Source organism: Thalassospira sp. TSL5-1, assembly GCF_001907695.1.
GTDB lineage: Bacteria > Pseudomonadota > Alphaproteobacteria > Rhodospirillales > Thalassospiraceae > Thalassospira.
On the sequence record NZ_KV880639.1, the window covers coordinates 181,559 to 205,741 of the forward strand.

Consider the following 24,183-nt stretch of genomic DNA (forward strand, 5'->3'; position numbering starts at 1 on the left):
GATCTCTTATGCGCAGGGAACAGACGCAAACAAACCAAGCGTAAATGCCCAAACGCCTGATGGCGGTAACAGCAAAGATGCGGACCAAAAGGAAAATCCGTTGCTGTTTTCTGCCGATGAAGTCGACTATAGCGACGATCTGAAAACCGTTACCGCGCGTGGCAATGTCGAAATTTCGCGCGATAATCAGGTTTTGATGGCCGATACGGTCAGCTATGACATGACCAAGGACATCGTTTCGGCGTCGGGCAATGTCAAGATGCTGCAACCGACCGGCGAAGTATTGTTTGCCAACTACATCGAACTGACCGGCGATTTCAAAGAAGGCATTATCAAGGATATTTACGTTCTTTTGGACGATCACACCCGCCTTGCGGGTGTTGGTGCGCGCCGCAGTGCCGGCAACTATACAGAACTGGCAAAGGCGGTTTATTCGCCCTGTAACGTGTGCAAGGACAACCCTGATGAACCGCCCCTTTGGCGGATCAAGGCAGCGCGCGTGATACATGACCAAAAAGGTCAAAGCATTGAATACAAAGATGCTCGCCTGGAATTCGAGGGCATTCCTATTCTCTACAGCCCCTATTTCAGCCACCCGGACCCGACGGTAAAACGTCGTTCGGGCTTCCTTGCGCCCTCTTTTGGCAGCACGAGCTATGTCGGGCCGCGTTTTGAATTGCCGTATTACTGGGTCATTGATAAGTCCAGTGATCTTACGGTGACGCCCATCATCACCGCAAAAAAAGGCGCGGTTCTGTCATCCGATTACCGGCGCAAATTTGATACAGGCAACCTGAGTATTGTCGACAGTCTCACCGATGGTGGTGATGATGGCTGGCAGGGCCATATCGATGCGAGCGGTCGTTTTGATATCGATAAAAACTGGCGCTGGGGCTTTGATGCAGAACAGGCATCGAGCAAAACCTACATGTCGCGTTATGGTTTCGGTTCCCCCTCGGTTCTGACGTCCAATTTGTTTAGCGAACATTTCACAGCGCAAAATTATGGACGTATCGACGGGTATTATTTTCAGGGCCTGAAAGAGGAAGACAACCGCGCAACCAGCCCGCTGGTCCTTCCGCATGCCCAATATCATGCCCGCACTTCGCCCGATGCGATGGGTGCCTATACCACACTGGATCTGGATGCCCTGTCGCTTTCGCGGCGCACGGGGGCGGATTCCAATCGTCTGTCGGGTAAAGTCGGCTGGGAACTGCCGCACATTGGTGATTATGGTGATGTTACCAAAATCACGCTTTCCATGCGTGGCGACAGTTATCTGGTTAACAATGTCGCACGTAGCGGGCAATCCGATTATACCGGCTATGCCGGGCGAACGGTGCCGCTTGCCGCGATCGACTGGAACATGCCCTTTGTCCGCGATGAAGGTGGTTATCATCAGGTGATCAAACCAATTGCGATGGTCGCTTGGTCTCCCAATGGCGGTAATCCCTCGGAAATTCCGAACGAAGATTCTCAATCATTTGAATTTGACGACATCAACCTGTTCTCCCACGATCGCTATGGCGGGCTGGACAAAGTCGAAGATGGCCTTCGTGCAAGTTATGGTCTGGAATGGGGTGTTTACGGGCAAAATGGCGGTTATACCAATGCGCTGTTTGGTCAAAGCTACCGCATGGAAGATAATAACACCTTCGCTGAAGGCTCCGGTCTGGACAAACATTTTTCCGATTATGTTGGCCGCCTTACGGTTGCCCCGAACCAATATGTCGATCTTACCTACCGTTTCCGTCTCGACAGCGATGACTTTTCATCACGCCGTAACCAGGTTTCTGCAAGTGTGGGGGATGAGAAGATTATTCACCTCGACCTCAGTTATCTGCAGCTCTCGGAAAATGCCGGTTCAGAAGAATTCAACGACCGCGAAGAATTTTATTTCAACGTAAAACGCCGATTCGACGATCACTGGTCAGGCAATGGCTATGGCCGCTTTGACATGGATCGCAACAGCTCCCCTCTTGAATACGGTATCGGGTTTCAGTACGAAGACGAGTGCTTTATCTTTGACGGACGTGTGCGTCGGACATTCTATCAGGATCAGGATCTTGGACAGTCTGACGAAATCATGTTCCGTCTCGTCTTCAAGACATTGGGCGAATTTGCCTCGCAAGCAGGACTTTAACAGAATATGAGACCTTACATTTCCAAACCGCTCCAGCTTTGTGCGATGCTTCTTGGCGTTGTTCTGTTAACCTTTTCAGGCGGGCAGGCCCGTGCCCAGTCGACCATCGGTCTGGCAGCCGTTGTCAACGACCAGCCTATTTCCGTGGTGGACCTGATTGATCGTCTCAAACTTGTCGCCACAACATCAAATATCCAGCTCACAGACGAACGTCGGCGGGAAATGATCCCGCAAATTCTGCATCAGCTGATTGATGAAACCCTTCAGATGCAGGAAGCCAAACGCCTTGGCTATACCGTATCTGACGAGGACATGAATCGTGCCATTGCAGCAGTAGAGCAAAATTCCGGCATGCCACCGGGCGGGCTGGAACGTTACCTTCAGCTTAACAACATTCCGCTCGAAAGCCTGAAAGAGCAGTTGCGTCCGCAGATCGCTTGGCAAAAGGTCCTGCGTTCGATGCGCCGTGACATCGAAATTTCCGAAAGCGAAATTGACGATGTGCTGGAACGTATTAAGCGGAACCAGGACAAACCGCGGAACAATGTTCAGGAAATTTTCCTGCCCATCGATAACCCGCAGGAAGAAAGCAAGATCCTGGACAATGCCCAAAAAATCATCGGCGCTCTGCGCAACGGTGCCAGCTTCGAGGGTCTTGCCCGTCAGTTCTCTGCCAATGCCAGTGCTGCCAATGGCGGTAACCTTGGCTGGATGTCTGTCGGTGAAATGGACAGCACGCTGGAAGATGCCATTAACAAAATGGAACCCGGCCAAATCAGCCAGCCCATCCGCACGGTCCGGGGATACTACATTTTAAAACTGCTGGATCGCGCAAAAGGCGACACCGATGCTGACCGCGACGTCAAACTTGACCTCTATCAGCTTTATGTTCCCATTTCGCAAAACGCCTCGAATGATGAAATCCGCACCAAAGTCGGCATTTTGCAAAATGCACGCGATACTGCCAAAAGCTGCGAAGATATGGCCAAAATCGCGGTTGACCTCGGATCAGATCTGAGCGGTCGGACCAAAGGCATATCACCACAGGAGCTTTCTGGCACAGTCGCTGCAGCCGTCAGCCAGCTTAAGGACGGCGAAACGTCGAATGTGATTCGTGTGGATGGTGGTGCGCTTGTTGTCATGCTGTGTGGCTCAACGGTCAAAAGCACCCTGCCGGACCGCGATACCATTCACAATCGCCTGCTGATGGAACGGCTTGAAATTGCCGCCCGCCGCAAATTGCGCGAACTGCGTCGTGAAGCCTTTATTGATATCCGTATCTGACCGATACCCAACCTTCATGCGAGACTGCCAATGGCAAACAAACGGCCACAACCTCTGGCAATGACTCTTGGCGATCCCGGCGGCATCGGGCCGGAACTCGCCCTGAAAGCCTGGCAGGCATATCAAGGTGCCAACAAAACATCATCTCATCAGGGCAGCGATATGCTGCCCTTTTGCCTGATTGCCCCGGCCCGTATCATTGCACAATATGCCGATATGCTGGCTTATAATGTCCCGATCATAACAATCGGCGACATCAGCCAAACAGGCGATCATTTCGCAAACGGTCTTCCCGTCCTTGAAATTGCCGATAATGGCGCAGCAGTCATTCCCGGTATTGCCGCTGCCGACACCGCCCCTATGGTCATTGACAGCATCAAAACTGCGGTTGATCTCACCCGCAAGGGGGCTGCATCCGCCGTTGTCACCAATCCCATTCAAAAAAGCGCGCTTTATCAGGCGGGATTCAGCCATCCCGGTCATACGGAGTTCCTGGCTGAATTGGCAGGACCCGGAACCATCCCGGTCATGATGCTGGCAAACAGCAAATTGCGTGTTGTGCCCCTGACCATCCATATTGCGCTGTCACAAGTCCAATCGGCCCTGACGACCGACTTGATTGTCGATCTAACGCGCATTACGGCAAAAACCCTGTCTCGCGATTTTGGCTTGGTCCGTCCCCGTCTTGCCATTGCCGGCCTGAACCCCCATGCAGGCGAAGATGGCGCAATGGGACATGAGGAACAAACCGTCATCGCCCCTGCCATCACGCGCCTGCTCAAGGAAGGATATAACGTTATCGGCCCCCTTCCCGCCGATACAATGTTTCATGAAGAAGCACGCGCGGAATATGACGTGGCTCTGTGTCCCTATCATGATCAGGCACTTATTCCGGTTAAAACACTCGATTTCCACGGTGGCGTGAATGTCACCCTGGGACTGCCCTTTATTCGCACTTCACCCGATCACGGCACCGCACTCAATATTTCCGGTAAAGGTATCGCCCGTGTTGACAGCCTGATGGCTGCTGTGAAAATGGCGGACCAAATGGCCCATAATCGCCTTAGCATGGATGCCCAAGATGACTGATTCATCTGCCCCGTCAGATCTCCCCGGCATCAAACTGGCAAATGATGGTCTGCCTCCCTTGCGCGACGTTATCGCCGAACATGGCCTTTCGGCACAAAAAAAATTCGGTCAGAACTTTTTGTTTGATTTGAATCTTACCGGTCGCATCGCCCGCGCCGCAGCCCCGCTGGATAACGCCACCGTCATCGAAATTGGCCCTGGCCCAGGCGGGCTGACCCGGGCCCTTTTGTTTAACGGTGCCAAAAACCTGACCGTGATTGAACGTGACCCGCGGTGCCAGCCGGTGCTCACCCAAATCAGCAACCATTATCCGGGTTGCCTGCATGTCATTGATGGCGATGCGCTTGACGTGGATGTCACAACACTTGGCCCGGCACCGCGCAAGATTGTCGCCAATCTTCCCTATAATGTGGGCACCCTGCTGCTGATCGGCTGGCTGGAAAAAATTGACGCATTCGCCAGCCTGACCCTGATGTTCCAAAAAGAAGTCGCCGAGCGTGTGGTGGCAAAACCCAAAACCAAGGCCTATGGCCGGTTATCGGTGTTGTGCCAGTATTTGTGTCACTGTGACATTCTGTTTGATGTGCATCGCAGCGCCTTTACCCCGCCGCCCAAGGTAACATCGGCAGTTGTTCAACTGATCCCCAAGGCCGAGCGCGGAGAAAATATCAATATTGATAGCCTGGCAAAAGTCACCCAGGCGGCTTTTGGTCAGCGGCGTAAAATGCTGCGCGCCAGCCTGAAAAGCCTGAATGTCGATGTTCTCACCCTTCTGGAACAGGCAAACATCGCCGAAACGGCTCGCGCCGAAGAGCTATCGGTAAATGATTTTGTCCGGCTCACCCGGATTTATGACAGCCTTTAAAAAAAAGAAATCCCCCTGTGTCTGAACTGACATCAGGGGGATTTTCTTGGTAAACATCGCAAACAGCAAATTCAGGATCAGTCGGTCAGAAGCTTTTTGACAAAAGCATTCAGTTCCATCTGCCGCTCACGCTTGACCCGTTCAGCACCGATAATATGCTCCACAGAGGCCAGACACTGTTCAAGGTTATCATTGACCAGAACATAGTCGAACTCTTCCCAATGGCTGATTTCGGCCCCGGCCTTTGCCATGCGCTTCATGATCACATCATCGCTATCCTGCCCACGGTCACGCAGGCGACGTTCAAGTTCCGCCGATGATGGCGGCAGAATAAAGACCGAAACAACGTCGTCACCGCCTTTTTCGCGTAACTGGCGCGCACCTTGCCAGTCAATGTCGAATAGGACGTCACGCCCGGCGGAAAGGGCTTCCTCGACCGGTTGACGCGGCGTGCCATAATAATTGCCAAAGACCTCGGCCCATTCGAGCAATTCATCATCCGCGATCATGTGTTTGAAACCATCCACGGACTTAAAGAAGTAATGCACTCCTTCTTCCTCGCCAGGTCGGGCGGAACGGGTCGTGGCGGAGACGGACAGTGAAATCAGATCATCTTTTTCAAGCAGCTGCCGTGTAATTGTGGTCTTGCCAGCCCCGGATGGCGCACAGAAAACCAGCATGACGCCCCGGCGCTTATGCGAATCAATCATTGGTCAAACCTTTCGCCAATCGTTATTCAACGTTTTGCACCTGTTCGCGCAACTGGTCGATAATCACCTTCAAATCCATACCACAGCTCGTCAGTTCGATATCATTTGCCTTGGAACACAGGGTATTGGCCTCGCGGTTAAATTCCTGGCACAGAAAATCAAGCTTGCGGCCAATCGCCCCACCCTTGCCAATCATGCTGCGTGCGGCAGCGATATGTGCCTTTAAGCGGTCAATCTCTTCGCGCACATCAACCTTGGTGGCCAAAAGGGCTGCCTCCTGATGCAAACGATCCGCATCAAACTGCCCGGCATCCATCAATTCACCAATCTGGCGTTGCAGACGCGCCCGAATGGCCTCTGCCCTTGCACCGGCACAGCTTTCGGCTTTTGTCACCGTCTGTTCAATCCGTTCGATATGACCCAGCAGCATTTCATGAAGCTTAACACCTTCAGCTTCGCGGTTTTCGGCCAATTGGGCAATCGCGGCTTCCAGGGTTGCCATCATGGCGGTTTCTCGGGCCTCACGGCTGGCGTCATCTTCGGTTTGCTCAACCGCTTCCAGCACACCCCGCACATTCAACAGATCGGCAATGGTGCCCGCCCCCAGCTTGCTGGAACTGTCAAATTCCTCGGCAAGGCGGACCAGATCGGCCAAAAGGTCGCGATTAATACGATAGCTGGTATTTTCACCCGGTCGCGTCACATTCAGGGTCACGCCAATATTGCCCCGTTTGAACGTCTTTGAAACCGCATCACGAACCGGAGCCTCCAGCCGTTCGGCACCATTCAGGCGGGCGCGAACATCCAGTCCCTTGCCATTCACACTGCGAAGTTCCCAGACCCAGGCAAATCCCTCGCCAGCCCCCTCGGCGCGGCCAAACCCGGTCATGCTTGAAACGGTCATGCTGATATTCATCCTTTTAAATTGTGTTCGGTTTTATAACGCTGCATTGCCATCGCGCCAAGAATAAGTCACCGATAAAACACGTAAATTGACCGGCGAACATTCATATTGATGCCCCAATCATCCGTCATGGTCGCCCAAGTTTTAAACACGCAGAAAATGCGACATTAATGAAGCGGAACACGTCCTCGCATGTCTTTGCAATATAACGCAATTCTGATCACAGGTGCCAGTTCCGGCATTGGCGCGGCACTGGCACGGCATTATGCCCGCCCCGGCGTAACCCTGTTTATCAGCGGACGCAACAAATCGCGCCTGAAACAGGTTGAAAATGACTGCCGTAACACCGGCGCCAATGTCTTTTCCGACATTCTTGACGTCACAGATGCGGAAGTCATGCAGGATTATGTCAGCAAATGCTACGGCATCATGCCGCTTAGTCTGGTCATTGCCAATGCCGGTATTTCGGCAGGCAGTGGCGGCCTTGGCGAAACGCCAGATCAAGTCCGCGAGATCCTGTCAATCAATGTCGAAGGTGTATTAAACACCATTGATCCGGCCATCGAACTGATGACACGCGATGGTCGTGGCCAGATTGCAATTATGTCGTCCCAGGCCTCATGGCGCGGCCTGCCAACGGCCCCCGCCTATTGTGCCAGCAAAGCCGCCATTCGCGTCTATGGCGAAGCCCTGCGCGGCAGCCTGAAATCATCCGGTGTGCGGGTTAATGTCGTCTGCCCCGGCTTTGTCAAAAGCCGCATCACCGATGCCAATGACTTTAAAATGCCCTTCCTGATGGAAGCCGACAAGGCCGCAAAAATCATTGATCGCGGATTAAGCAAAAACAAGGCCCTGATCGCGTTTCCCTGGCAGATGAATATGGCGACAAGATTGCTGAAACATCTTCCGTCCGCCCTGTATGAGCGCGTTACTGCCCGCCTGCCCAAAAAGCCATCCCAACAAAGCAGTTAAACGGTTAAGCGGTTAAAGCGGCGCACCCGAGAACTCCACCACGGATGATCGCATCACCATCGGGCCCAGAAGAATTTCTCGCTAATCATTGTCCTGGGCCCGCAATTTGCGCCAACGCGCAACATTGCGATTATGCTCATCCAGGGTGCGGGCAAAGGCATGCCCCCCGGTACCGTCGGCCACAAAATAAACTTCGTCCGTTTCAGCCGGATGCAGTACTGCGTATATCGCCTCGCGCCCGGGGTTGGTAATGGGTGCAGGTGGCAGCCCGGTAACAACATAGGTGTTATACGGGCTTTCATATTTCAGATCAGTCCGGGTCAGCGCACGGTTTAGCGGCACGTTCGGACTAACGGCATAGGCAACAGTGGGGTCCGATTGCAAACGCATATTCTTGCGCAAACGATTGACAAAAACACCGGCAACCCGTGCCCGCTCAGCGGCAATACCCGTCTCGCGTTCAACAATAGATGCCAGGGTCAGTGCCTGCTGACGTGTTTCTATTGGCAAATCTGAGTCGCGCTGGGGCCAAAGCCGGTCCAGCAAATCCACCTGGGCTGCCCGCATCCTGTTGATGATGCTGTCTTTGGTATCACCATAGGAAAACTGATAGGTTTCCGGCAGCAACGTCCCGTCATCCGGAACGGTCTCAATGGTGCCAACCAGCCCGTCAACACGATCAAGCCGATCAACAATCTCGATGCTGCGCAATCCTTCGGGAATAGTGACAAACCGCTTGACGGTTTCGCCTGATGCCAGAATTTGCGCGGCCTGCCTGGGGCTGACACGGGCTGGAAAATGATATTCCCCCGCCTGCAGCGCATGATCAAGACCTGCAGCACGTACACCAACCAGAAAAATCAAAGGGTCGGAGACGATTTTCTGACGCGACAGGATGGCGCCAATCTGGCGCACGCCAGTCCCTTGCGGGATGACAATGTCAATGCCCTGAGCAAGCCGACTGGGTGAGGTATAGGCAATATATACATACACCGCCACGCCCCCGATAGCGAACGCGGCGGTGATACATAACATACCAAGTAAGAGCAGAAAACGCCGCAATGCGTTCCCCTACTGACTTGTTAGACCGATTTGAACACCAGCGAAGCGTTGGTGCCCCCGAAGCCGAACGAATTCGACAGTGCGTAATTGACCTTGCGCTGTTTGGCTTCCAGCGGAACCAGATCAACCCCAAGGCAGGCCTCGGATGGGTTATTCAGGTTCAGGGTCGGCGGAACCGCCCCTTCATGGATCGCCAGGATCGAGAACACAGCCTCGATCGCGCCAGCAGCACCCAGCAAATGCCCGGTTGCCGACTTGGTCGAGGACATTGAAACCGAATTAATGGCATCACCAAACAGGCGTTTTACAGCACCCAGTTCGATTTCATCCCCCAGCGGAGTCGATGTGCCATGTGCATTGACATAATCGACCTGATCCGGGTTGATCCCCGCATTACGCAGCGCATTGCGCATGGAACGGAAACCACCATTGCCATCCGATGCCGGGGCGGTGATGTGATACGCGTCCCCTGACATGCCATAACCGGCAACTTCGGCGTAAATCTTGGCGCCACGGGCCTTGGCATGCTCGTATTCTTCAAGCACGACACAACCAGCACCTTCGCCCATGACAAATCCGTCACGGCCTTCGTCCCAAGGACGGGAGGCTGCGGTCGGCGTGTCATTATAGCCTGACGAAAGCGCACGGGCCGCAGCAAAGCCCGCCATGCCCAAACGGCATACGGCGGCTTCGGCACCACCGGCAACCATTACATCGGCATCGCCCAGCATGATCAGGCGCGAGGCATCGCCAATGGCATGTGCGCCCGTCGAACATGCCGTAACAACCGCATGGTTCGGGCCTTTCAGGCCATGCTTGATCGATACCTGGCCGGAAACCAGGTTAATCAGGCAGGAAGGAATAAAAAACGGACTGATACGGCGAATTTTGCCTTCAGCAAGCAACCCGGCAGATTCGGCAATACGCGGCAAACCGCCAATACCCGAACCAATCATGACACCGGTGGCTTCACGGTCTTCTTCTTCTTCCGGCGCCCAGCCGGAATCAGCAAGCGCCTGATCAGCAGCCGCAATGCCAAAGATGATAAATTCGTCCATCTTCTTCATGTCTTTGATCGAGACATGATCTTCGGCATTGAACTCGCCAGCACCCGTTCCACGCGGAACCATACCCGCAATCTTGGCGGGGATATCAGACACATCGAAATGATCGATGGCTTTGATGCCCGATTGTCCGTTCAGCAGCCCCTGCCAGGTCGCCTGGGCACCGTTTGCGACAGGCGTGACTGCGCCAATACCGGTTACAACTACGCGTCTCATCCCGCTTTACGCCTTTATTTTATGAAAATTGCAAAGACGAAAAGGGCGCCCGAGGATGCCTCTGGCGCCCGCGTCAAATAGCCAGATTAGCCATTTGCCTTTTCGATGAAGTCAATCGCGTCTTTGACGGTCAGAATTTTTTCAGCGGCATCGTCGGGAATTTCAACGCCGAATTCTTCTTCAAACGCCATAACCAGCTCGACAGTATCCAGGCTGTCGGCGCCCAGATCGTCGATGAAGCTTGCGTTTTCCGTGACCTTGTCTTCTTCAACACCGAGGTGCTCGACAACGATCTTCTTCACGCGATCTGCGACATCACTCATAGCTTAAATCCTTCAATAGGTTCTCTGTCAGTAGTTTAATGTGCCCCAAAAGCCCGCCCTTTTCGGTGCGAACCGGGACCGTGGAAACCGGCAACCGTAATTGCCGGTTCCGGTTATTTGATATAGCGGCCTCTTTTAAACAGAAAAGCAAGCAACCCGCAACGGGTTAAATCATCGCCATTCCGCCATTCACATGCAAGGTCTGGCCAGTAACATACCCGGCTTCCTGACTTGCAAGATACAAAACTGCTGCGGCAATTTCCGCGCTATCGCCCATACGACCGGCAGGAATGGCGCCCAACAGCTTCTCTTTCTGGGCATCGCCCAATTCTTCGGTCATTGCCGTGGTAATGAAACCCGGTGCCACACAGTTTACCGTAATTCCACGCGCGGCGACTTCCTGTGCCAGCGATTTTGACCAGCCAATCATACCTGCCTTGGCGGCTGCATAGTTGGTCTGGCCCGGATTCCCGGTCACACCCACAATCGAGGTGATGTTGATGATCCGGCCAAAACGACGCTTCATCATACCACGCAGCGAATTGCGCGCCAGCTTGAAGGCCGCCGTCAGGTTAACATCCAGCACCGCCTGCCAGTCTTCATCTTTCAGGCGCATGGCCAGCTGATCACGGGTAATACCCGCATTATTGACCAGAATGTCAAGCTGGCCACCAAGGGCCTCTTCTGCCTGCTTGATCAGGCCATCGACCGATGCACTATCAGAAAGATTGCCCGGCACCACAACGGCATTTTCACCAATTTCGGCCGCAACAGCCTCAAGGCGTTCTGCCCGCGTACCCGAAAGGGCAACCTTTGCACCGGCACTTGCAAGCACCTTGGCAATTTCGCCACCAATGCCACCGGTTGCACCCGTCACCAGTGCGGTTTTACCTGTCAGATCAAACATATGTTTCGTTCCTGTCACTTTTTTAAACTGGTGCGGTTCACAGCGCGCCCAGAAAGGCTTCTATATCTGCCGGACCATTAATTGCGGTTCCGTTAAGATCGCGGTCAATTCGGCGGACCATACCACTCAGTACCTTGCCAGCACCGATTTCGACCAAACCGGAAATCCCCTGCTCTTTCATATAAAGCACGGATTCACGCCAGCGCACCGTGCCACAAACCTGTTTAACCAGCAAATCACGGATGGCATCAGCATCCTGGACCTTGGTGGCGGTCACGTTGGCAACCAGCGGCACCTTCGGCGCATTCATCGTCACCTCGGCCAGGGCCTCTGCCATACGGTCGGCGGCAGGCTGCATCAGGGCACAATGAAAGGGTGCGGAAACCGGCAACAAAACAGCGCGCTTGGCGCCCTTTTCCTTGGCAATCTCAATTGCCCGCTCAACGGCAGCCTTGTGCCCCGAAACAACAACCTGCCCATTGGCATTGTCATTGGCGGCGGTGCAAACATCACCCTGGGCGGCCAGTTCGGCAACGGCGGCGGCATCGGCAAAATCCAGGCCCAAAAGGGCAGCCATCGCGCCAACACCGACCGGCACGGCGGCCTGCATCGCCTGACCACGAATTTTAAGCAAACGGGCGGCATCAGAAATGCTAAACGTTCCGGCCGCGGCAAGGGCGGAATATTCCCCCAGCGAATGCCCGGCAACCAGTTCACATTTATCGGTCAGGGCAAAGCCGCCTTCCTTTTCCAGAACACGGGTTACAGCCAGACTAACAGCCATCAGGGCGGGCTGGGCGTTTTCCGTCAGGGTCAAATCCCCTTCCGGGCCTTCAAACATCAGCGTACTGAGCTTCTGGGAAAGTGCGTCATCAACTTCCTGAAACACTTCGCGAGCCAAAGGAAAGGCATCGGCCAGTTCCTTGCCCATACCAACAGCCTGCGACCCCTGACCGGGGAATACGAATGCGCGTGTCATTATGGATATAGCACCCTTGTCTGCGTTTATGTCGCCCGAAACACCCGGCCCGACATTTTTAAAAGGCCCCCTTGATAACGCGCCGAACCGTCCTGTCAAGGCCGGACACCGTTATGCACCCCGGAAAAACCAGATTGTTCACAAAGGTGGCTCAGAAATTCACGATTGCAAGAAAAAAGGCAGTAAACAGGGTAAATTGTCTACTGCCTTTTCATATATGAAACGTCAAACAGCCGATCCAAACATCAACTGCTCGCCGAGACGGCCCTTACTCAAGGTAGTTTTGCATACTCGAAACAACGCTGTCCGAAATATGGGACTTCGTAATCACACCGCGCACATCAGACTGGCGCGGCAAACCGCGACAGGGCTGAACAACAACGGCGGAACGTGCATTGCGGCGGTGCATGCGCTTGATCACGTCAAACAATGTGGTGTTATCCACCACCACGACAAAATCCTCGTCAACAATATCGGACAGCGTGTCATTGCCCTGTTCCCCAACAATGGCGAACAGATGATCAATATCGGGCAAAACGCCAACAATTCGATCGCCCGCTACCACCACAATCGAAGCCACTTTGGGTTTCGGCGTCAGGCTGTCAACCGCTTCGGAAACGCGCATGGCGGCATCCAGGAAAATCGGTTCACGATCCATCACCTCGTGAGCGGGATGAACCATAAACATGTTGCTGTGACGTTCCTTGGGAATGTGCAAACCGCGCAACACCAGCTTGGAAGTATAGATGGTTTCGCTGATCAGCATGCGACGAATACCCAGCGCGATGGCAACGGCCACCACCAGCGGCACGACGATATTATAGTCGCGGGTCATTTCAAAAATCATGATGATCGCGGTCATGGCGGCACCGGTACCGGCGGCTACAACGCCACCCATACCCACCAGGGCAAATTCCGCCGGATTAATCCCCGCATTCGGGAAAATCATGGTGCCGATAACACCAACAGCCCCCCCCATCGTGGCGCCAATAAACAGCGATGGTGAAAACACACCACCCGAGGCACCAGAACCAATACTGACCGAGGTGGCATACATCTTGGCAAAGAACAGGATCACCAGCAGCGGCAATGTCGTCATACCGCCACGCAGAATTTCCTGAATGGTGCCATAACCAACACCATCGACGTAATAATTGCCTGCTGTCAGTAGCAGGACATACATCAGGATGCCGACCGACAGCATACCAATGGCATGACGAACATAGTCATTGACCGGCAGTTTCTTGAAAAACTTGTCGGTAATCAGCATGGAGCGGATCAGCATCCATGCGGCAACACCGCACAGAACACCCAGCACCACATATATAATAAGTGCTTCAAGATCGATTGCCGAAACCTGGGGAATGGCCGCCAGCGGCACTTCAAAGGCCGGTGCAAGACCAAAGGAAATACGACCAATATACGTCGCAGCCCCGGTCGCAATCACGACCGGCAGGAAAGTACGGGTCGACACTTCCGGCATCATCAGTTCGATGGCAAATAAAACAGCGCCCAGCGGGGTATTGAATGTTGCCGCAATACCAGCACCCGCCCCGGCCGCAAGCAGCGTGATGCGCTGGCCTGTCGGCAAATTGCGAAGCTGTGCGATACTGGAACCCAGCGACGAACCGATCTGAATGATCGGGCCTTCACGACCAACAGCCGCCCCTGTCCCAATCGACAGCGCGGATGCAATCGACTTGATCACCGCCACCAGCGGGCGAATGCGCCCCTGTTTGAAGTAAATGGCGTGCATCACTTCGGGAACACCGTGACCCTTGGCTTCCGGGGCAAAATTGTTAACCAGAAAAACCACCAGCATCCCGCCAATCACGGGCACCAGAATAATCAGCGGCCCCCATGTCGAGGGCTCCGTCAGCATGTTGGCATCATAATCAAGCGTAAAAGTGCCATAAAACGCCAGATTATGAATAAGGGCGACCAGTGCGCGAAACGCCACCGCGCCATAACCGGTAACAATGCCAACGACGAGCGAGAAAAAACATAATGTAACAAGTGTCGCGCGCCGGGGTGACGCGCCTTCAACCTGGGATTCTACCATCACCAAACCATGTACGTTCTGAGTATATCCCGGCGTTGCGCCCAGTAACAGCTGTCCCCTGCCCCGCAATTTTTGTTGTCGTTAAGAGGGGAAGGCAGGAAAATCGTGCAAGAATGGGAGGTCGACCGGTTCGACGAATGGCCTTAAGGCTTACTCGCACACCCTTTGCAAATCAAGGGAATATCCGGCTTTGCATAGCCGCTCTTAGAAAAGTGCAACGCTTTTGTGACAAATCCATCCAGGCCAATTGCGCTGTCAGGATTGTGCAAAGCTGGCCTGCAAGGATCGGATGTCGAATCGTGTGAATATCGCGGTATTTGACGTTGCACCAATTGGCGAAAAGTGTATATTCGCCCGCTCACGGCTCCTTGCCGGGACGTACCCGGCTATGCCTGCGCGACATGCGGTCGCGTCAGGAAGAGACAAGCCACAAGGGGTGATTAGGAGAATTATGAGCAAGTACGAGAGCGTGTATATTGCACGTCAGGACTTCTCGACCGCACAGGTCGAAGCCCTGAACGAAAAGCTGAACGAAATCCTGACCGGACTGGGCGCAACCGTCGCCAAGACCGAATACTGGGGTCTTCGTTCCCTGACCTACCGGGTCAAGAAAAACCGCAAGGGTCACTATACCCTCTTCCAGATCGAAGCCGACAAGGACGCGATTGCGGAATATGAACGCCAGATGCGCTTCAATGAAGACGTCCTGCGTCAGATGACCGTAAAGGTTGACGAGTTCGAAGAAGAACAGTCTGCCATTCTGCGTAACCGCGACGAGCGCGGCAGCCGTGGCAACCGCCGCAGCGGCCCGCGTCAGTAATCGAGTAACGAGGAGGATATATCATGGCTGGACGTCGTCTGTTTTTCCGTCGCCGCAAAACCTGCCCGTTCTCGGGTCCGGATGCGCCGAAGATCGACTACAAAGATGTCAAACTGTTGCAGCGTTTCGTTTCCGAACGCGGCAAGATCGTTCCGAGCCGTATCACGGCCGTTTCGGCCAAGAAACAGCGTGAGCTTTCCAAAGCCATCAAACGCGCTCGTTTCCTGGCGCTGCTGCCCTACGCAGACCAGGTCTGAGGCAGTCGGCAAGAGACTTTGTTTTGCGGTCTCGGCCACGGAGTAGCCAATGTCTTCGCGTGACACCCTGACATCTATCGGAGCAGGACTGGGCAGTGCGCTTCTGTTTCTGCTGGTATTGACAGGAAGTCCGCTGGCTTTGCTGCTGTCCTATTTCGGGCATTTGCCACTTTTCCTTATCGGATTGTGGCAGGGACCCAAAAGCCTGCTGGTTGCGGCGCTTGCGGCATGTGCTGCCCTGCTTTTGCTGGGTGGCGTCATGCCCTTCACAGTCTTTTTGATTGTGATAGCCGGACCGGCGACGATGCTGACCCGCGTGGCGCTGATTATGCGGGCTGACGACTCCGGAAAACCGAAGTTCATTCAGCCTGGCATCATTTTGGCGGTCATGGCCCTGGCAGTTGCAGTGATAGTGACAATTGTCCTTGCAACCGTTGCGGCGGAAGGTCTGGAAATAAAGGAAGTGATCGCTCACTTCTTCTCGACGATGTATTCTTCAATGGGTGTTCCGTTAACCACGGAAGTCCAACAGGTCATCGCCATCTTCCAGGCATATTTCCCGGCAATTGCGGCTTTGTCCTGGTACCTTATGGTTCTGGTCAATGCCATGATTGCACAGGCAATTCTGATACGCGCAGGCAAAAACCTGCGCCCGACACCAAGTCTGGCGTCGCTTGAATTACCTGGCTGGTCACTTTTTGCGTTCGCCCTGGCTGGGGCATCCATCGCCTTTGGTGATGGCAACCTGGCCTATATCGCACGCAACGTCGCGGTTGTATTGGCAGTGCCTTTCCTGTTTCAGGGGCTGGCACTCATACACGGGCAGGCAGCCCGATGGCCGCAAAAACGTTTGATATTGACGGTATTTTATATCGTCGCGGTTCTGTCTAGCTGGTCGTTTATCGCGATTTGCGGACTTGGAATTGTTGAGCATTTAATCAGGCTGCGGGGGAACCAACCGATGACCCGTAGCAATGAGGAGGATCGGTGATGGAAGTTATTCTGCTCCAGCGGGTGGAAAAACTCGGCCAGATGGGTGACGTTGTCACCGTAAAGCCGGGCCACGCCCGCAACCGCCTGCTGCCCCAGGGCATGGCCCTGCGCGCAACCAAGGCAAACATTGCTGTGTTTGAAGCACAGAAAGCCCAGCTTGAAGCTGACAACCTGGAACGCCGTAACGAAGCCGAAAAAGTTGCCGAAAGCCTCGGCAGCCTGGCTGTTACCCTGGTTCGTCAGGCTTCTGACGTTGGTCAGCTTTACGGTTCTGTCACGGCACGCGACATCGCATCTGCCGTTACCGAAGCCGGCTGCACCATTTCGCGCGGTCAGGTTCGCCTGGATGCCCCGATCAAGACCCTGGGTCTGCACGACATTACCGTCGCCCTGCACCCGGAAGTCCTGATCACGGTTACCGCCAACGTTGCCCGTACCGAAGAAGACGCTGCCGAGCAGCTTCGTAAAGGTGCGGCCGTTCTGGGCACCATCGAAGAGATGGAAGAAGAAGAAGCTCTCGCTGAAGAAGCATCCGAAGAAGATTTGGAAGCCGAAGGCGAAGAAGAAGCTGCTGCTGCCAACGCCTGATCGGTGTTGTCTTGACGGTTTCGGAAAACGGCGTATCCGCAGGGATGCGCCGTTTTCTTTTACCAAAACCGGAATTTATTATCCTGCCCAACAGGTTGCGCTACCACCGACCTTTGCGGTTAAGGTATACCGGCTATGACCAAACTGGTTTTAGGCTTTCAGCTCAACAGGATGACTGGTACCCTCCGCCATCATGAATGAACCCGAACTTGATGCCTTGTTTGCCCCCCTTGATGCAGACGAAGGTGCCAACCACAAAACACCCCTTGAACGCATGGCCCCTCATAATTTTGAGGCCGAGGCCGCGTTGCTGGGCGCCATCCTGAACAACAACGCCGCCTATGAGCGCGTATCGGATATGTTGCGCCCGGAGCATTTCGCCGATGCCCGGCATGGTCGCATTTACGAGGCATGTGGCAAACTGATCGAGCGGGGACAGCTTGCCAACCCTGTGACACTGTCGGCCTTTTTTCGCCAGGACGAACATCTGGCCGAAATTGGCGGACCACAATATCTGGCCGAACTTTCCAACAACATGGTTTCCGTCATCAATGCCGGGGACTATGGCAAACTGGTCTATGACCTTTATTTACGCCGCGAACTGATCGATATTGGCGAAAATGTCGTCAATGAAGCCTATCAGTACGAACTCGATGCCGACGCCTCCAACCAGATCGAAAATGCCGAACAGCGGCTGTTTTCACTGGCAACCGCCGGAGCAGCGGAATCGGGCTTTGTTGCCTTTGGTCCGGCACTGACCAAGGCGGTCGAAAATGTTGAACATGCCTATAAAAATGCGGGCAAGGTTGTCGGTGTTACCACCGGCCTTCGCGACATTGACCGCAAATTGGGTGGTTTGCACCCGTCTGACCTTCTGATCCTGGCAGGTCGCCCGTCGATGGGTAAAACCGCGCTTGCCATGAACGTGGCCTTTAACGCGGCAATTTCGGCCCATAAAAACCGCCAAAGCGGTGAAGAGCAGGACGACGAATTGCGCACCGGCGCCATTGCCGTATTCTCGCTTGAAATGGCCGCTGACCAGCTTGCCGGGCGTCTTCTTTCCCAGGCAGCCGAAGTTTCGGGCGACAATATGCGCCGTGGGGATCTGACCGAGGACGACTTTGAACGTCTTGTCATTGCTTCGCGCGAGTTAAATACCGTTCCGCTTTATATCGACGATACCCCGGCCCTGCCAGTATCCACCCTGCGAACCCGTTGCCGCCGCCTTAAGCGCCAGCACGGTCTTGCCATGATCGTGGTTGACTATTTGCAGCTTCTTGCCCCGCCCACCAATTTCCGTGGTGATGGCCGTGTGCAGGAAGTCTCGGAAATTACCCGCTCGCTTAAGGCCATTGCCAAGGAACTGGGCTGTCCGGTGCTGGCACTGTCCCAGCTTTCACGTGCGGTCGAACAGCGCGACGATAAACGTCCGCAACTTTCGGACCTGCGTGAATCCGGCTCGATCGAGCAGGATGCCGACGTCGTGATGTTCATTTACCGCGAACAATATTATCTCGAACGTGCCGAACCGGCCCAGAAACCCGAAGAATCGAACGAAAAATTCTCGGAACGCTATTCGCAATGGCAGGAACGCCTTAACCACGTTTACAACACTGCTGAAGTTATTGTTGCCAAGCAGCGACACGGTCCGGTAGGTAACGTCCGTCTGTTCTTTGACGGTAACTACACCAAATTTGGCGATCTTGATCATGTCGCCGAAGAATTTGAAGAATAACCCACTATGTCCATAACGGGGTTTTAAGCCGATGAGCGTCCTTCCCGCCCCTGGCCGTGCGGCAGACTGCGCACAGTTGGAAATTAACCTGAGAGCCATCGCTGAAAACTATCAGCGCCTGCAAAAAACCTATACCGGCCGCACGATGGGGGCGGTTGTCAAGGCCAATGCCTATGGGCTGGGTGCCAAGGCAATTGTACCGGTTTTAAAAAAGCAGGGCTGCCGTCTGTTTTTTGTCGCCCATGCCAACGAAGCAGCCGACCTGTTTCCGTTGTTGCGGGGTGGCGGACGCATTGCCGTGTTTAACGGCCTGATGCCAGGCGACGAAGAATTCTTCATCGAAAACGATGTCATCCCCGTATTGAACGACTTGGGCCAAATTGAACGCTGGTCCAATCTGTGCCGCGAATATGAACGCCCGGCACCGGCCTTCATCCATCTTGATACCGGGATGAGCCGCACCGGCCTGTCACCCCGTGAATTGCAGGCCCTGATCGAACGCCATTCGCAGCTTTTATACGGCTTTGAAAAGGCAGGCTACATGACCCACCCGGTCGCCGCCGACGAAGCCGACAGCCCGATTACCCGTGAACAATATGACCTGTTCATGAAATGGTATCGCCGCCTTCCCCCTGCCCCGCGTGGCTTTTGCAATTCGTCGGCCATTTTCCGCCATACCGATTACCACCTGGAATTTTGTCGGCCCGGTTACGCACTGTGGGGCGGCAACCCGACACCCGAAAAAGCCAACCCGATGCGCAATGTGGTCACGCTCACAGCCAAGGTGCTGCAAGTGCGCCAGATTGACACCGGTGAATCGGTCGGATACGGTGCGTCCTGGCGGGCTGAACGGCCTTCCGTAATTGCAACTGTTGCTGCCGGTTACGCCGATGGCTGGTTGCGCCATCTTTCCAATGCAGGGAAACTCAAAATCGGCGGGATTCAAACGCCTATGGTAGGACGTGTGTCGATGGATGCCTTTGGCCTCGATATCACCGACCTTCCGGACGGCAAGCTGAAACCGGGCGACGATGTGACGCTGCTTGGCAAAGACTGCACTGTCGATGATATCGGCACCATGTCCGGTACCATTGGTTATGAAATCCTGACCTCGCTTGGTCATCGTTATCAGCGGGTTTACACCGAAGGCTAATCCGGTTGCAATTGCGCTGCCAGAACGCCAGGAACAAGGGAATAACGTCCCAGATGCCGATTTTAGCGCCAATAGGCCGTATATTTCTTGCATTTTTGGCTGTTGTCGGCCGGGTCACAATATTTGCCTCAAAAACGCTGATGCATTGCGTCACGCCGCGCTTTTATTTCCGGCTGATTTTCAAGCAAATGTGTGAAATCGGCTATTATTCTCTGCCGGTTGTCGCCATGACCACGCTGTTTGCCGGTATGGTTCTGGCCCTGCAAAGTTATTCCGGTTTTTCGCGTTTTTCCGCCGAAAGTGCCGTTGCCACCGTGGTTGTCATTTCCATGACCCGCGAATTGGGCCCGGTGCTGGCCGGGTTAATGGTGGCAGGCCGGGTCGGTGCGGCCATTGCGGCTGAAATCGGAACGATGCGTGTGACCGAACAGATTGATGCGCTGGTAACACTATCCACCAACCCGTTCAAATATCTGGTTGTGCCGCGCGTGCTTGCCGGTCTGATTACCTTGCCGATCCTTGTTTTTATTGGTGATATTATCGGGGTTATGGGCGGTTACATCGTGGGTGTGAACAAGCTGTCCTTTAATTCCGGCTCCTATATCCAGAACACCTTTCAGTATCTTGAAACACTCGATATCGTTTCGGGGCTGGTCAAGGCGGCGGTGTTTGGTTTCATCATCACGCTGATGGGCTGCTATCAGGGCTATCATTCGCGCGGCGGCGCACAGGGCGTTGGGCAGGCCACCACGAATGCCGTGGTTTCCAGTTCCATCCTGATCCTGATCGCCAACTATATCGTGACCGAACTGTTCTTTGTTCGCTAACCAGGGCCGCAAAACATGTCTGACAGCCCGAAAATCAGCCTGACCGACCTGCATAAGGGGTTTGGTGCCAAAAAGGTTCTTCAGGGCGTAAACCTGAATGTTGCCGCCGGTGAATCCGTTGCCATCATTGGTGGTTCGGGCACCGGCAAATCAGTGACGCTGAAATGTATTCTCGGCCTGCTTACGCCCGATAGCGGCTCGATTAAAATTGATGGCGTTGAAATGGTCGGGGCGGACCGCAAGGCCCATGATGCCATGCAGGCCAAAAGCGGCATGCTGTTTCAGGGGGCGGCCCTGTTTGATTCGCTTTCGGTATGGGAAAATGTCGCCTTCGGCCTGATCGAAGGCCAGGGTATGGACCGCAAGGAAGCGCACGACATTGCCATCAAACGCCTTTCCGATGTTGGCCTTGGGCCAGATGTTGCCCCGCTTTCCCCTGCCTCGCTTTCTGGCGGGATGCAAAAACGTGTTGGCCTGGCCCGTGCCATTGCGACCCGGCCGGAAATCCTGTTTTTTGACGAACCGACAACCGGCATAGATCCGATCATGGGCGACGTCATCAATGATCTGATCGTCAAATGCACCCGGGAACTGGGGGCCTGCGCACTGACCATTACCCACGACATGGCCAGTGCCCGCAAAATTGCCGACCGTATTGCCTTTCTTTACAAAGGCACCATCATTTGGGATGGCCCGGTGGCCGATGTTGAAACCAGCGACAATCCCTATTTACAGCAATTCATCTCGGGCAATACCGAAGGTCCGCTTGACCTTGACCTCAAGCATCTTTAACCCCGACAACAAATTGCCTATCGTCATGCTTTAAGCGGCCTACAGGCCCGGCCATCCTGCCAGGGCAGGATAAGGCTGGCGTGACAGCCGACATGTCAAAATCCAGCGGAGCTTTTCGTGGCAAAAACCCAAAGCCGTTTCATCTGCCAGAATTGCGGGGCCGAATACAGAAAATGGACGGGCCATTGTGATGCCTGCGATTCCTGGAACACCATCGAGGAAGAACGCATCGAGGCTGGCCCCAAAGCCACCGGCGGCATCACCAGTGGTGCACGCGGCAAACAACTGGATTTTGTCGCCCTGGAAGGCGAAAGTTCCCGCCCGCCCCGCATCATTACCGGCATTACCGAACTGGACCGCGCCTGTGGCGGTGGCCTTGTTCCCGGCTCTGCCCTTTTGGTGGGCGGCGACCCGGGCATTGGTAAATCCACCATATTGCTTCAGGCGGTTGGCGTATTGGCCGCACGGCATAAATGCGCCTATATCTCGGGCGAGGAAGCGGTTGACCAGGTGCGCATGCGTGCTGCCCGCCTTGGCCTTGAAAAATCCAGGGTCGATTTTGCCGCCGCCACCAGCCTGCGCGACATCATTTCAACGCTGGATCAAAGCAGCCACGAAGTGGTGGTTATCGACTCGATCCAGACCATGTATGCCGATACCCTCGACAGCGCCCCGGGCACCGTGTCCCAGGTACGCGCCTGCGCGCTGGAATTGATCCGCCTTGCCAAACGCAAGGGCTTTGCCGTTATTTTGGTCGGTCACGTTACCAAGGAAGGCCAAATCGCCGGCCCGCGTGTGCTGGAACACATGGTTGATACAGTGCTGTATTTTGAAGGCGAACGCGGCCACCAGTTCCGCATTTTGCGCGCGGTCAAAAACCGTTTTGGGGCCACCGACGAAATTGGCGTGTTTGAAATGGGCGATGCCGGGCTGGTCGAAGTCCCCAACCCGTCCGCCCTGTTTCTGGCCGACCGCGATGCGCCGGTCAGTGGTACCGCCGTTTTTGCCGGACTGGAAGGCACCCGCCCGATGCTGGTGGAAATTCAGGCGCTGGTGGCCCAATCAGCCCTGGCAACCCCGCGCCGCGCCGTTGTCGGCTGGGATTCCGCCCGTATGAATATGATCTTGGCCGTGCTGGATGCCCGTTGTGGCCTGCCGCTCAGCCAGTTTGACGTTTACCTGAACGTTGCTGGGGGCCTTCGTGTCGGCGAACCCGCCGCAGACCTCGCGGTCGCATCGGCCCTTATTTCTGCCGTTGCTGATGTGCCGGTTCCGGCCGAAACTGTGATTGTTGGTGAAATCGGGCTTTCGGGCGAGGTTCGCCCGGTCGGGCAAATCGAGGCCCGCCTGAAAGAAGCCGCCAAGCTGGGCTTTGCCAATGGATATGTGCCGCGTCATGGCCAAAATGCGAAAAAGAAGCTGACGATCAAAGGCCTGAAACAGGTGGAAATCAGCCATCTTCAGGATTTGGTAAATTTATTCGGCCAAGATGTTCGCGAAAAGGTGCGCCCGCGCGAAGGCATGTATTAAACCGGCACTTTGCCAGGGGCACCCCTTGGGGACGCTTTCCGACAACAGGACCAACACAGAATGGACTTTTCCTTCCTCTCAGAACTGGGTGCCAGAGACGTTTTTGATCTGGTCGTGGTGGCGATTGTCCTGCTATCGGGCCTGTTTGCGTTTTTTCGCGGCTTTGTTCACGAAAGCCTCTCGATGTTGGGCTGGGTTGGCGCGGGTGTAACCGCGCTTTATGGCTATCCGGTTGCGCGGCCCTATGTGCGCGAACTTATTCCATCGCAGTTGATTGCCGATCTGGCCACCGGCATTGGCCTGTTTGTCATTTCGTTTCTGATTTTCTCCTTCATCAGTGGCCGTATTGCCAAGGCCGTGCAAAATTCCGGCCTTGATAGCCTTGATAGCACGCTGGGTTTTGTTTTTGGCCTTGTGCGCGGCGGGCTGGTTGTTTGCATTGCCTATCTGGCGCTTTCCTGGCTGATGCCCCCGGCCCAGCAGCCCGACTGGGTGCAAACCGCACGCACCCGCCCTGTCTTGCAGGAGGGTGCCTATTTGCTCAAGGCAGCCATGCCCGATGCGCTGTTTGATAATACCGCCGAAGAAATTGCCCGCACCCAACGCGAGGCTGATGCCCGGGATCAAACTTATCGCAAATTGCTTGGGCCAACGCCAAAAGCCAAGGAATCCGCGCCGATCAAGGGCTACACCCAGGAAGAGATCGACGCCAAAAACCGCCTGATCGATGCCGTAACCCAGCAATAAAAAACCGCGTACTCCCCTGTCTGGTGGCCGGTAAAATGGTTTTAAACAATGTTGCCGGGCGGTTGATCTGCAAAAGGTTCTGGACCAAACACCCAAAAGCGTTATACAACGCCCTCGCGCGAAGATATGGATTGCCCCTGGTGGTGATCCCCAACGAGTGA

The 24,183-nt window shown here is 54.7% G+C and carries 23 protein-coding genes; 15 read left to right on the top strand and 8 right to left on the bottom strand.

Annotation, left to right across the window (positions count from 1 at the left end):
* The first annotated feature begins 100 nt into the window (after positions 1 to 100).
* The 4 genes from LF95_RS17710 to rsmA are packed head-to-tail and all read left to right on the top strand — an operon-like array spanning position 101 to position 5,381.
* On the top strand, positions 101 to 2,143 hold the full coding sequence (locus tag LF95_RS17710) for an LPS-assembly protein LptD (protein WP_252509822.1): 2,043 nt from the start codon (positions 101 to 103) through the stop codon (positions 2,141 to 2,143).
* A 6-nt stretch (positions 2,144 to 2,149) separates the two neighbouring features.
* Complete coding sequence (locus tag LF95_RS17715; RefSeq protein WP_143182092.1) at positions 2,150 to 3,427, top strand: peptidylprolyl isomerase; 1,278 nt, start codon at positions 2,150 to 2,152, stop codon at positions 3,425 to 3,427.
* Positions 3,428 to 3,457: 30 nt separating this feature from the next.
* Entirely contained in the window at positions 3,458 to 4,516 is a 1,059-nt protein-coding gene (gene pdxA, locus LF95_RS17720; RefSeq protein ID WP_073956507.1) for a 4-hydroxythreonine-4-phosphate dehydrogenase PdxA, read from the top strand.
* Positions 4,509 to 5,381: a 16S rRNA (adenine(1518)-N(6)/adenine(1519)-N(6))-dimethyltransferase RsmA gene (gene rsmA, locus LF95_RS17725; protein WP_083607804.1), complete on the top strand. Its 873-nt coding sequence runs from the start codon at positions 4,509 to 4,511 to the stop codon at positions 5,379 to 5,381. The genes pdxA and rsmA overlap by 8 nt, the downstream gene beginning before the upstream one ends.
* A 77-nt stretch (positions 5,382 to 5,458) precedes the next feature.
* Here the strand turns inward: rsmA and gmk are convergent, their stop codons facing one another.
* On the bottom strand, positions 5,459 to 6,091 hold the full coding sequence (gene gmk / locus LF95_RS17730) for a guanylate kinase (RefSeq protein WP_073956508.1): 633 nt from the start codon (positions 6,089 to 6,091) through the stop codon (positions 5,459 to 5,461).
* Between the two features lie 22 nt (positions 6,092 to 6,113).
* The gene (locus LF95_RS17735; RefSeq protein WP_073956509.1) at positions 6,114 to 6,995 is read right to left on the bottom strand and encodes a YicC/YloC family endoribonuclease; all 882 of its coding nucleotides are present in this window, start codon (positions 6,993 to 6,995) and stop codon (positions 6,114 to 6,116) included.
* Between the two features lie 192 nt (positions 6,996 to 7,187).
* Between LF95_RS17735 and LF95_RS17740 the strand changes: the two genes are divergently transcribed.
* Positions 7,188 to 7,967, top strand: coding sequence for an SDR family NAD(P)-dependent oxidoreductase (locus LF95_RS17740; protein ID WP_073956510.1), 780 nt, complete (start codon positions 7,188 to 7,190; stop codon positions 7,965 to 7,967).
* Positions 7,968 to 8,048: 81 nt separating this feature from the next.
* On the opposite strand, the gene mltG is transcribed toward LF95_RS17740, so the two are convergent.
* From mltG to LF95_RS17770, 6 genes are all read right to left on the bottom strand, one after another.
* Positions 8,049 to 8,960 (bottom strand): endolytic transglycosylase MltG, encoded by a 912-nt coding sequence (gene mltG, locus LF95_RS17745; protein ID WP_252509823.1) that lies wholly within the window; start codon positions 8,958 to 8,960, stop codon positions 8,049 to 8,051.
* A gap of 89 nt (positions 8,961 to 9,049) precedes the next feature.
* On the bottom strand, positions 9,050 to 10,309 hold the full coding sequence (gene fabF, locus LF95_RS17750; RefSeq protein WP_073956512.1) for a beta-ketoacyl-ACP synthase II: 1,260 nt from the start codon (positions 10,307 to 10,309) through the stop codon (positions 9,050 to 9,052).
* Positions 10,310 to 10,395: 86 nt separating this feature from the next.
* Complete coding sequence (locus LF95_RS17755; RefSeq protein ID WP_073956513.1) at positions 10,396 to 10,632, bottom strand: acyl carrier protein; 237 nt, start codon at positions 10,630 to 10,632, stop codon at positions 10,396 to 10,398.
* 166 nt (positions 10,633 to 10,798) lie between these two features.
* On the bottom strand, positions 10,799 to 11,539 hold the full coding sequence (gene fabG / locus LF95_RS17760) for a 3-oxoacyl-[acyl-carrier-protein] reductase (RefSeq protein WP_073956514.1): 741 nt from the start codon (positions 11,537 to 11,539) through the stop codon (positions 10,799 to 10,801).
* A 37-nt stretch (positions 11,540 to 11,576) separates the two neighbouring features.
* On the bottom strand, positions 11,577 to 12,518 hold the full coding sequence (fabD, locus tag LF95_RS17765; protein WP_073956515.1) for an ACP S-malonyltransferase: 942 nt from the start codon (positions 12,516 to 12,518) through the stop codon (positions 11,577 to 11,579).
* Positions 12,519 to 12,786: 268 nt separating this feature from the next.
* Complete coding sequence (locus LF95_RS17770) at positions 12,787 to 14,580, bottom strand: chloride channel protein (protein ID WP_073956516.1); 1,794 nt, start codon at positions 14,578 to 14,580, stop codon at positions 12,787 to 12,789.
* 451 nt (positions 14,581 to 15,031) lie between these two features.
* Between LF95_RS17770 and rpsF the strand changes: the two genes are divergently transcribed.
* From rpsF to LF95_RS17820, 10 genes are all read left to right on the top strand, one after another.
* Positions 15,032 to 15,400, top strand: coding sequence for a 30S ribosomal protein S6 (rpsF, locus tag LF95_RS17775; protein WP_073956517.1), 369 nt, complete (start codon positions 15,032 to 15,034; stop codon positions 15,398 to 15,400).
* Between the two features lie 23 nt (positions 15,401 to 15,423).
* The gene (gene rpsR / locus LF95_RS17780) at positions 15,424 to 15,657 is read left to right on the top strand and encodes a 30S ribosomal protein S18 (protein ID WP_073956518.1); all 234 of its coding nucleotides are present in this window, start codon (positions 15,424 to 15,426) and stop codon (positions 15,655 to 15,657) included.
* Between the two features lie 49 nt (positions 15,658 to 15,706).
* A complete protein-coding gene (locus tag LF95_RS17785; RefSeq protein WP_073956519.1) occupies positions 15,707 to 16,648 on the top strand; it encodes a DUF2232 domain-containing protein in 942 nt (313 codons plus the stop codon).
* The gene (rplI, locus tag LF95_RS17790) at positions 16,648 to 17,238 is read left to right on the top strand and encodes a 50S ribosomal protein L9 (protein WP_073956520.1); all 591 of its coding nucleotides are present in this window, start codon (positions 16,648 to 16,650) and stop codon (positions 17,236 to 17,238) included. Before LF95_RS17785 ends, rplI begins: the two co-directional genes overlap by 1 nt.
* A gap of 193 nt (positions 17,239 to 17,431) precedes the next feature.
* Positions 17,432 to 18,973, top strand: a complete 1,542-nt coding sequence (locus LF95_RS17795; protein WP_073956521.1) for a replicative DNA helicase — start codon at positions 17,432 to 17,434, stop codon at positions 18,971 to 18,973.
* Between the two features lie 31 nt (positions 18,974 to 19,004).
* On the top strand, positions 19,005 to 20,126 hold the full coding sequence (gene alr, locus LF95_RS17800) for an alanine racemase (protein WP_073956522.1): 1,122 nt from the start codon (positions 19,005 to 19,007) through the stop codon (positions 20,124 to 20,126).
* A 53-nt stretch (positions 20,127 to 20,179) separates the two neighbouring features.
* Positions 20,180 to 20,953 (top strand): MlaE family ABC transporter permease, encoded by a 774-nt coding sequence (locus LF95_RS17805; protein WP_073956523.1) that lies wholly within the window; start codon positions 20,180 to 20,182, stop codon positions 20,951 to 20,953.
* A 15-nt stretch (positions 20,954 to 20,968) separates the two neighbouring features.
* Complete coding sequence (locus LF95_RS17810) at positions 20,969 to 21,745, top strand: ABC transporter ATP-binding protein (protein ID WP_073956524.1); 777 nt, start codon at positions 20,969 to 20,971, stop codon at positions 21,743 to 21,745.
* A 117-nt stretch (positions 21,746 to 21,862) separates the two neighbouring features.
* Positions 21,863 to 23,275, top strand: coding sequence for a DNA repair protein RadA (gene radA / locus LF95_RS17815; protein WP_073956525.1), 1,413 nt, complete (start codon positions 21,863 to 21,865; stop codon positions 23,273 to 23,275).
* 60 nt (positions 23,276 to 23,335) lie between these two features.
* Positions 23,336 to 24,022, top strand: coding sequence for a CvpA family protein (locus LF95_RS17820; protein WP_073956526.1), 687 nt, complete (start codon positions 23,336 to 23,338; stop codon positions 24,020 to 24,022).
* Positions 24,023 to 24,183: the final 161 nt, after the last annotated feature.

Excerpts from the sequence above, each read along its gene's own strand:
- LF95_RS17715 (WP_143182092.1), top strand. The coding sequence starts at position 2,150 with ATGAGACCTTACATTTCCAAACCGCTCCAGCTTTGTGCGATGCTTCTT.
- pdxA (WP_073956507.1), top strand. The coding sequence starts at position 3,458 with ATGGCAAACAAACGGCCACAACCTCTGGCAATGACTCTTGGCGATCCC.
- rsmA (WP_083607804.1), top strand. The coding sequence starts at position 4,509 with ATGACTGATTCATCTGCCCCGTCAGATCTCCCCGGCATCAAACTGGCA.
- gmk (WP_073956508.1), bottom strand. The coding sequence starts at position 6,091 with ATGATTGATTCGCATAAGCGCCGGGGCGTCATGCTGGTTTTCTGTGCG.
- LF95_RS17735 (WP_073956509.1), bottom strand. The coding sequence starts at position 6,995 with ATGACCGTTTCAAGCATGACCGGGTTTGGCCGCGCCGAGGGGGCTGGC.
- LF95_RS17740 (WP_073956510.1), top strand. The coding sequence starts at position 7,188 with ATGTCTTTGCAATATAACGCAATTCTGATCACAGGTGCCAGTTCCGGC.
- fabF (WP_073956512.1), bottom strand. The coding sequence starts at position 10,309 with ATGAGACGCGTAGTTGTAACCGGTATTGGCGCAGTCACGCCTGTCGCA.
- LF95_RS17755 (WP_073956513.1), bottom strand. The coding sequence starts at position 10,632 with ATGAGTGATGTCGCAGATCGCGTGAAGAAGATCGTTGTCGAGCACCTC.
- fabG (WP_073956514.1), bottom strand. The coding sequence starts at position 11,539 with ATGTTTGATCTGACAGGTAAAACCGCACTGGTGACGGGTGCAACCGGT.
- fabD (WP_073956515.1), bottom strand. The coding sequence starts at position 12,518 with ATGACACGCGCATTCGTATTCCCCGGTCAGGGGTCGCAGGCTGTTGGT.
- LF95_RS17770 (WP_073956516.1), bottom strand. The coding sequence starts at position 14,580 with ATGGTAGAATCCCAGGTTGAAGGCGCGTCACCCCGGCGCGCGACACTT.
- rpsF (WP_073956517.1), top strand. The coding sequence starts at position 15,032 with ATGAGCAAGTACGAGAGCGTGTATATTGCACGTCAGGACTTCTCGACC.
- rpsR (WP_073956518.1), top strand. The coding sequence starts at position 15,424 with ATGGCTGGACGTCGTCTGTTTTTCCGTCGCCGCAAAACCTGCCCGTTC.
- LF95_RS17785 (WP_073956519.1), top strand. The coding sequence starts at position 15,707 with ATGTCTTCGCGTGACACCCTGACATCTATCGGAGCAGGACTGGGCAGT.
- rplI (WP_073956520.1), top strand. The coding sequence starts at position 16,648 with ATGGAAGTTATTCTGCTCCAGCGGGTGGAAAAACTCGGCCAGATGGGT.
- LF95_RS17795 (WP_073956521.1), top strand. The coding sequence starts at position 17,432 with ATGAATGAACCCGAACTTGATGCCTTGTTTGCCCCCCTTGATGCAGAC.
- alr (WP_073956522.1), top strand. The coding sequence starts at position 19,005 with ATGAGCGTCCTTCCCGCCCCTGGCCGTGCGGCAGACTGCGCACAGTTG.
- LF95_RS17805 (WP_073956523.1), top strand. The coding sequence starts at position 20,180 with ATGCCGATTTTAGCGCCAATAGGCCGTATATTTCTTGCATTTTTGGCT.
- LF95_RS17810 (WP_073956524.1), top strand. The coding sequence starts at position 20,969 with ATGTCTGACAGCCCGAAAATCAGCCTGACCGACCTGCATAAGGGGTTT.
- LF95_RS17820 (WP_073956526.1), top strand. The coding sequence starts at position 23,336 with ATGGACTTTTCCTTCCTCTCAGAACTGGGTGCCAGAGACGTTTTTGAT.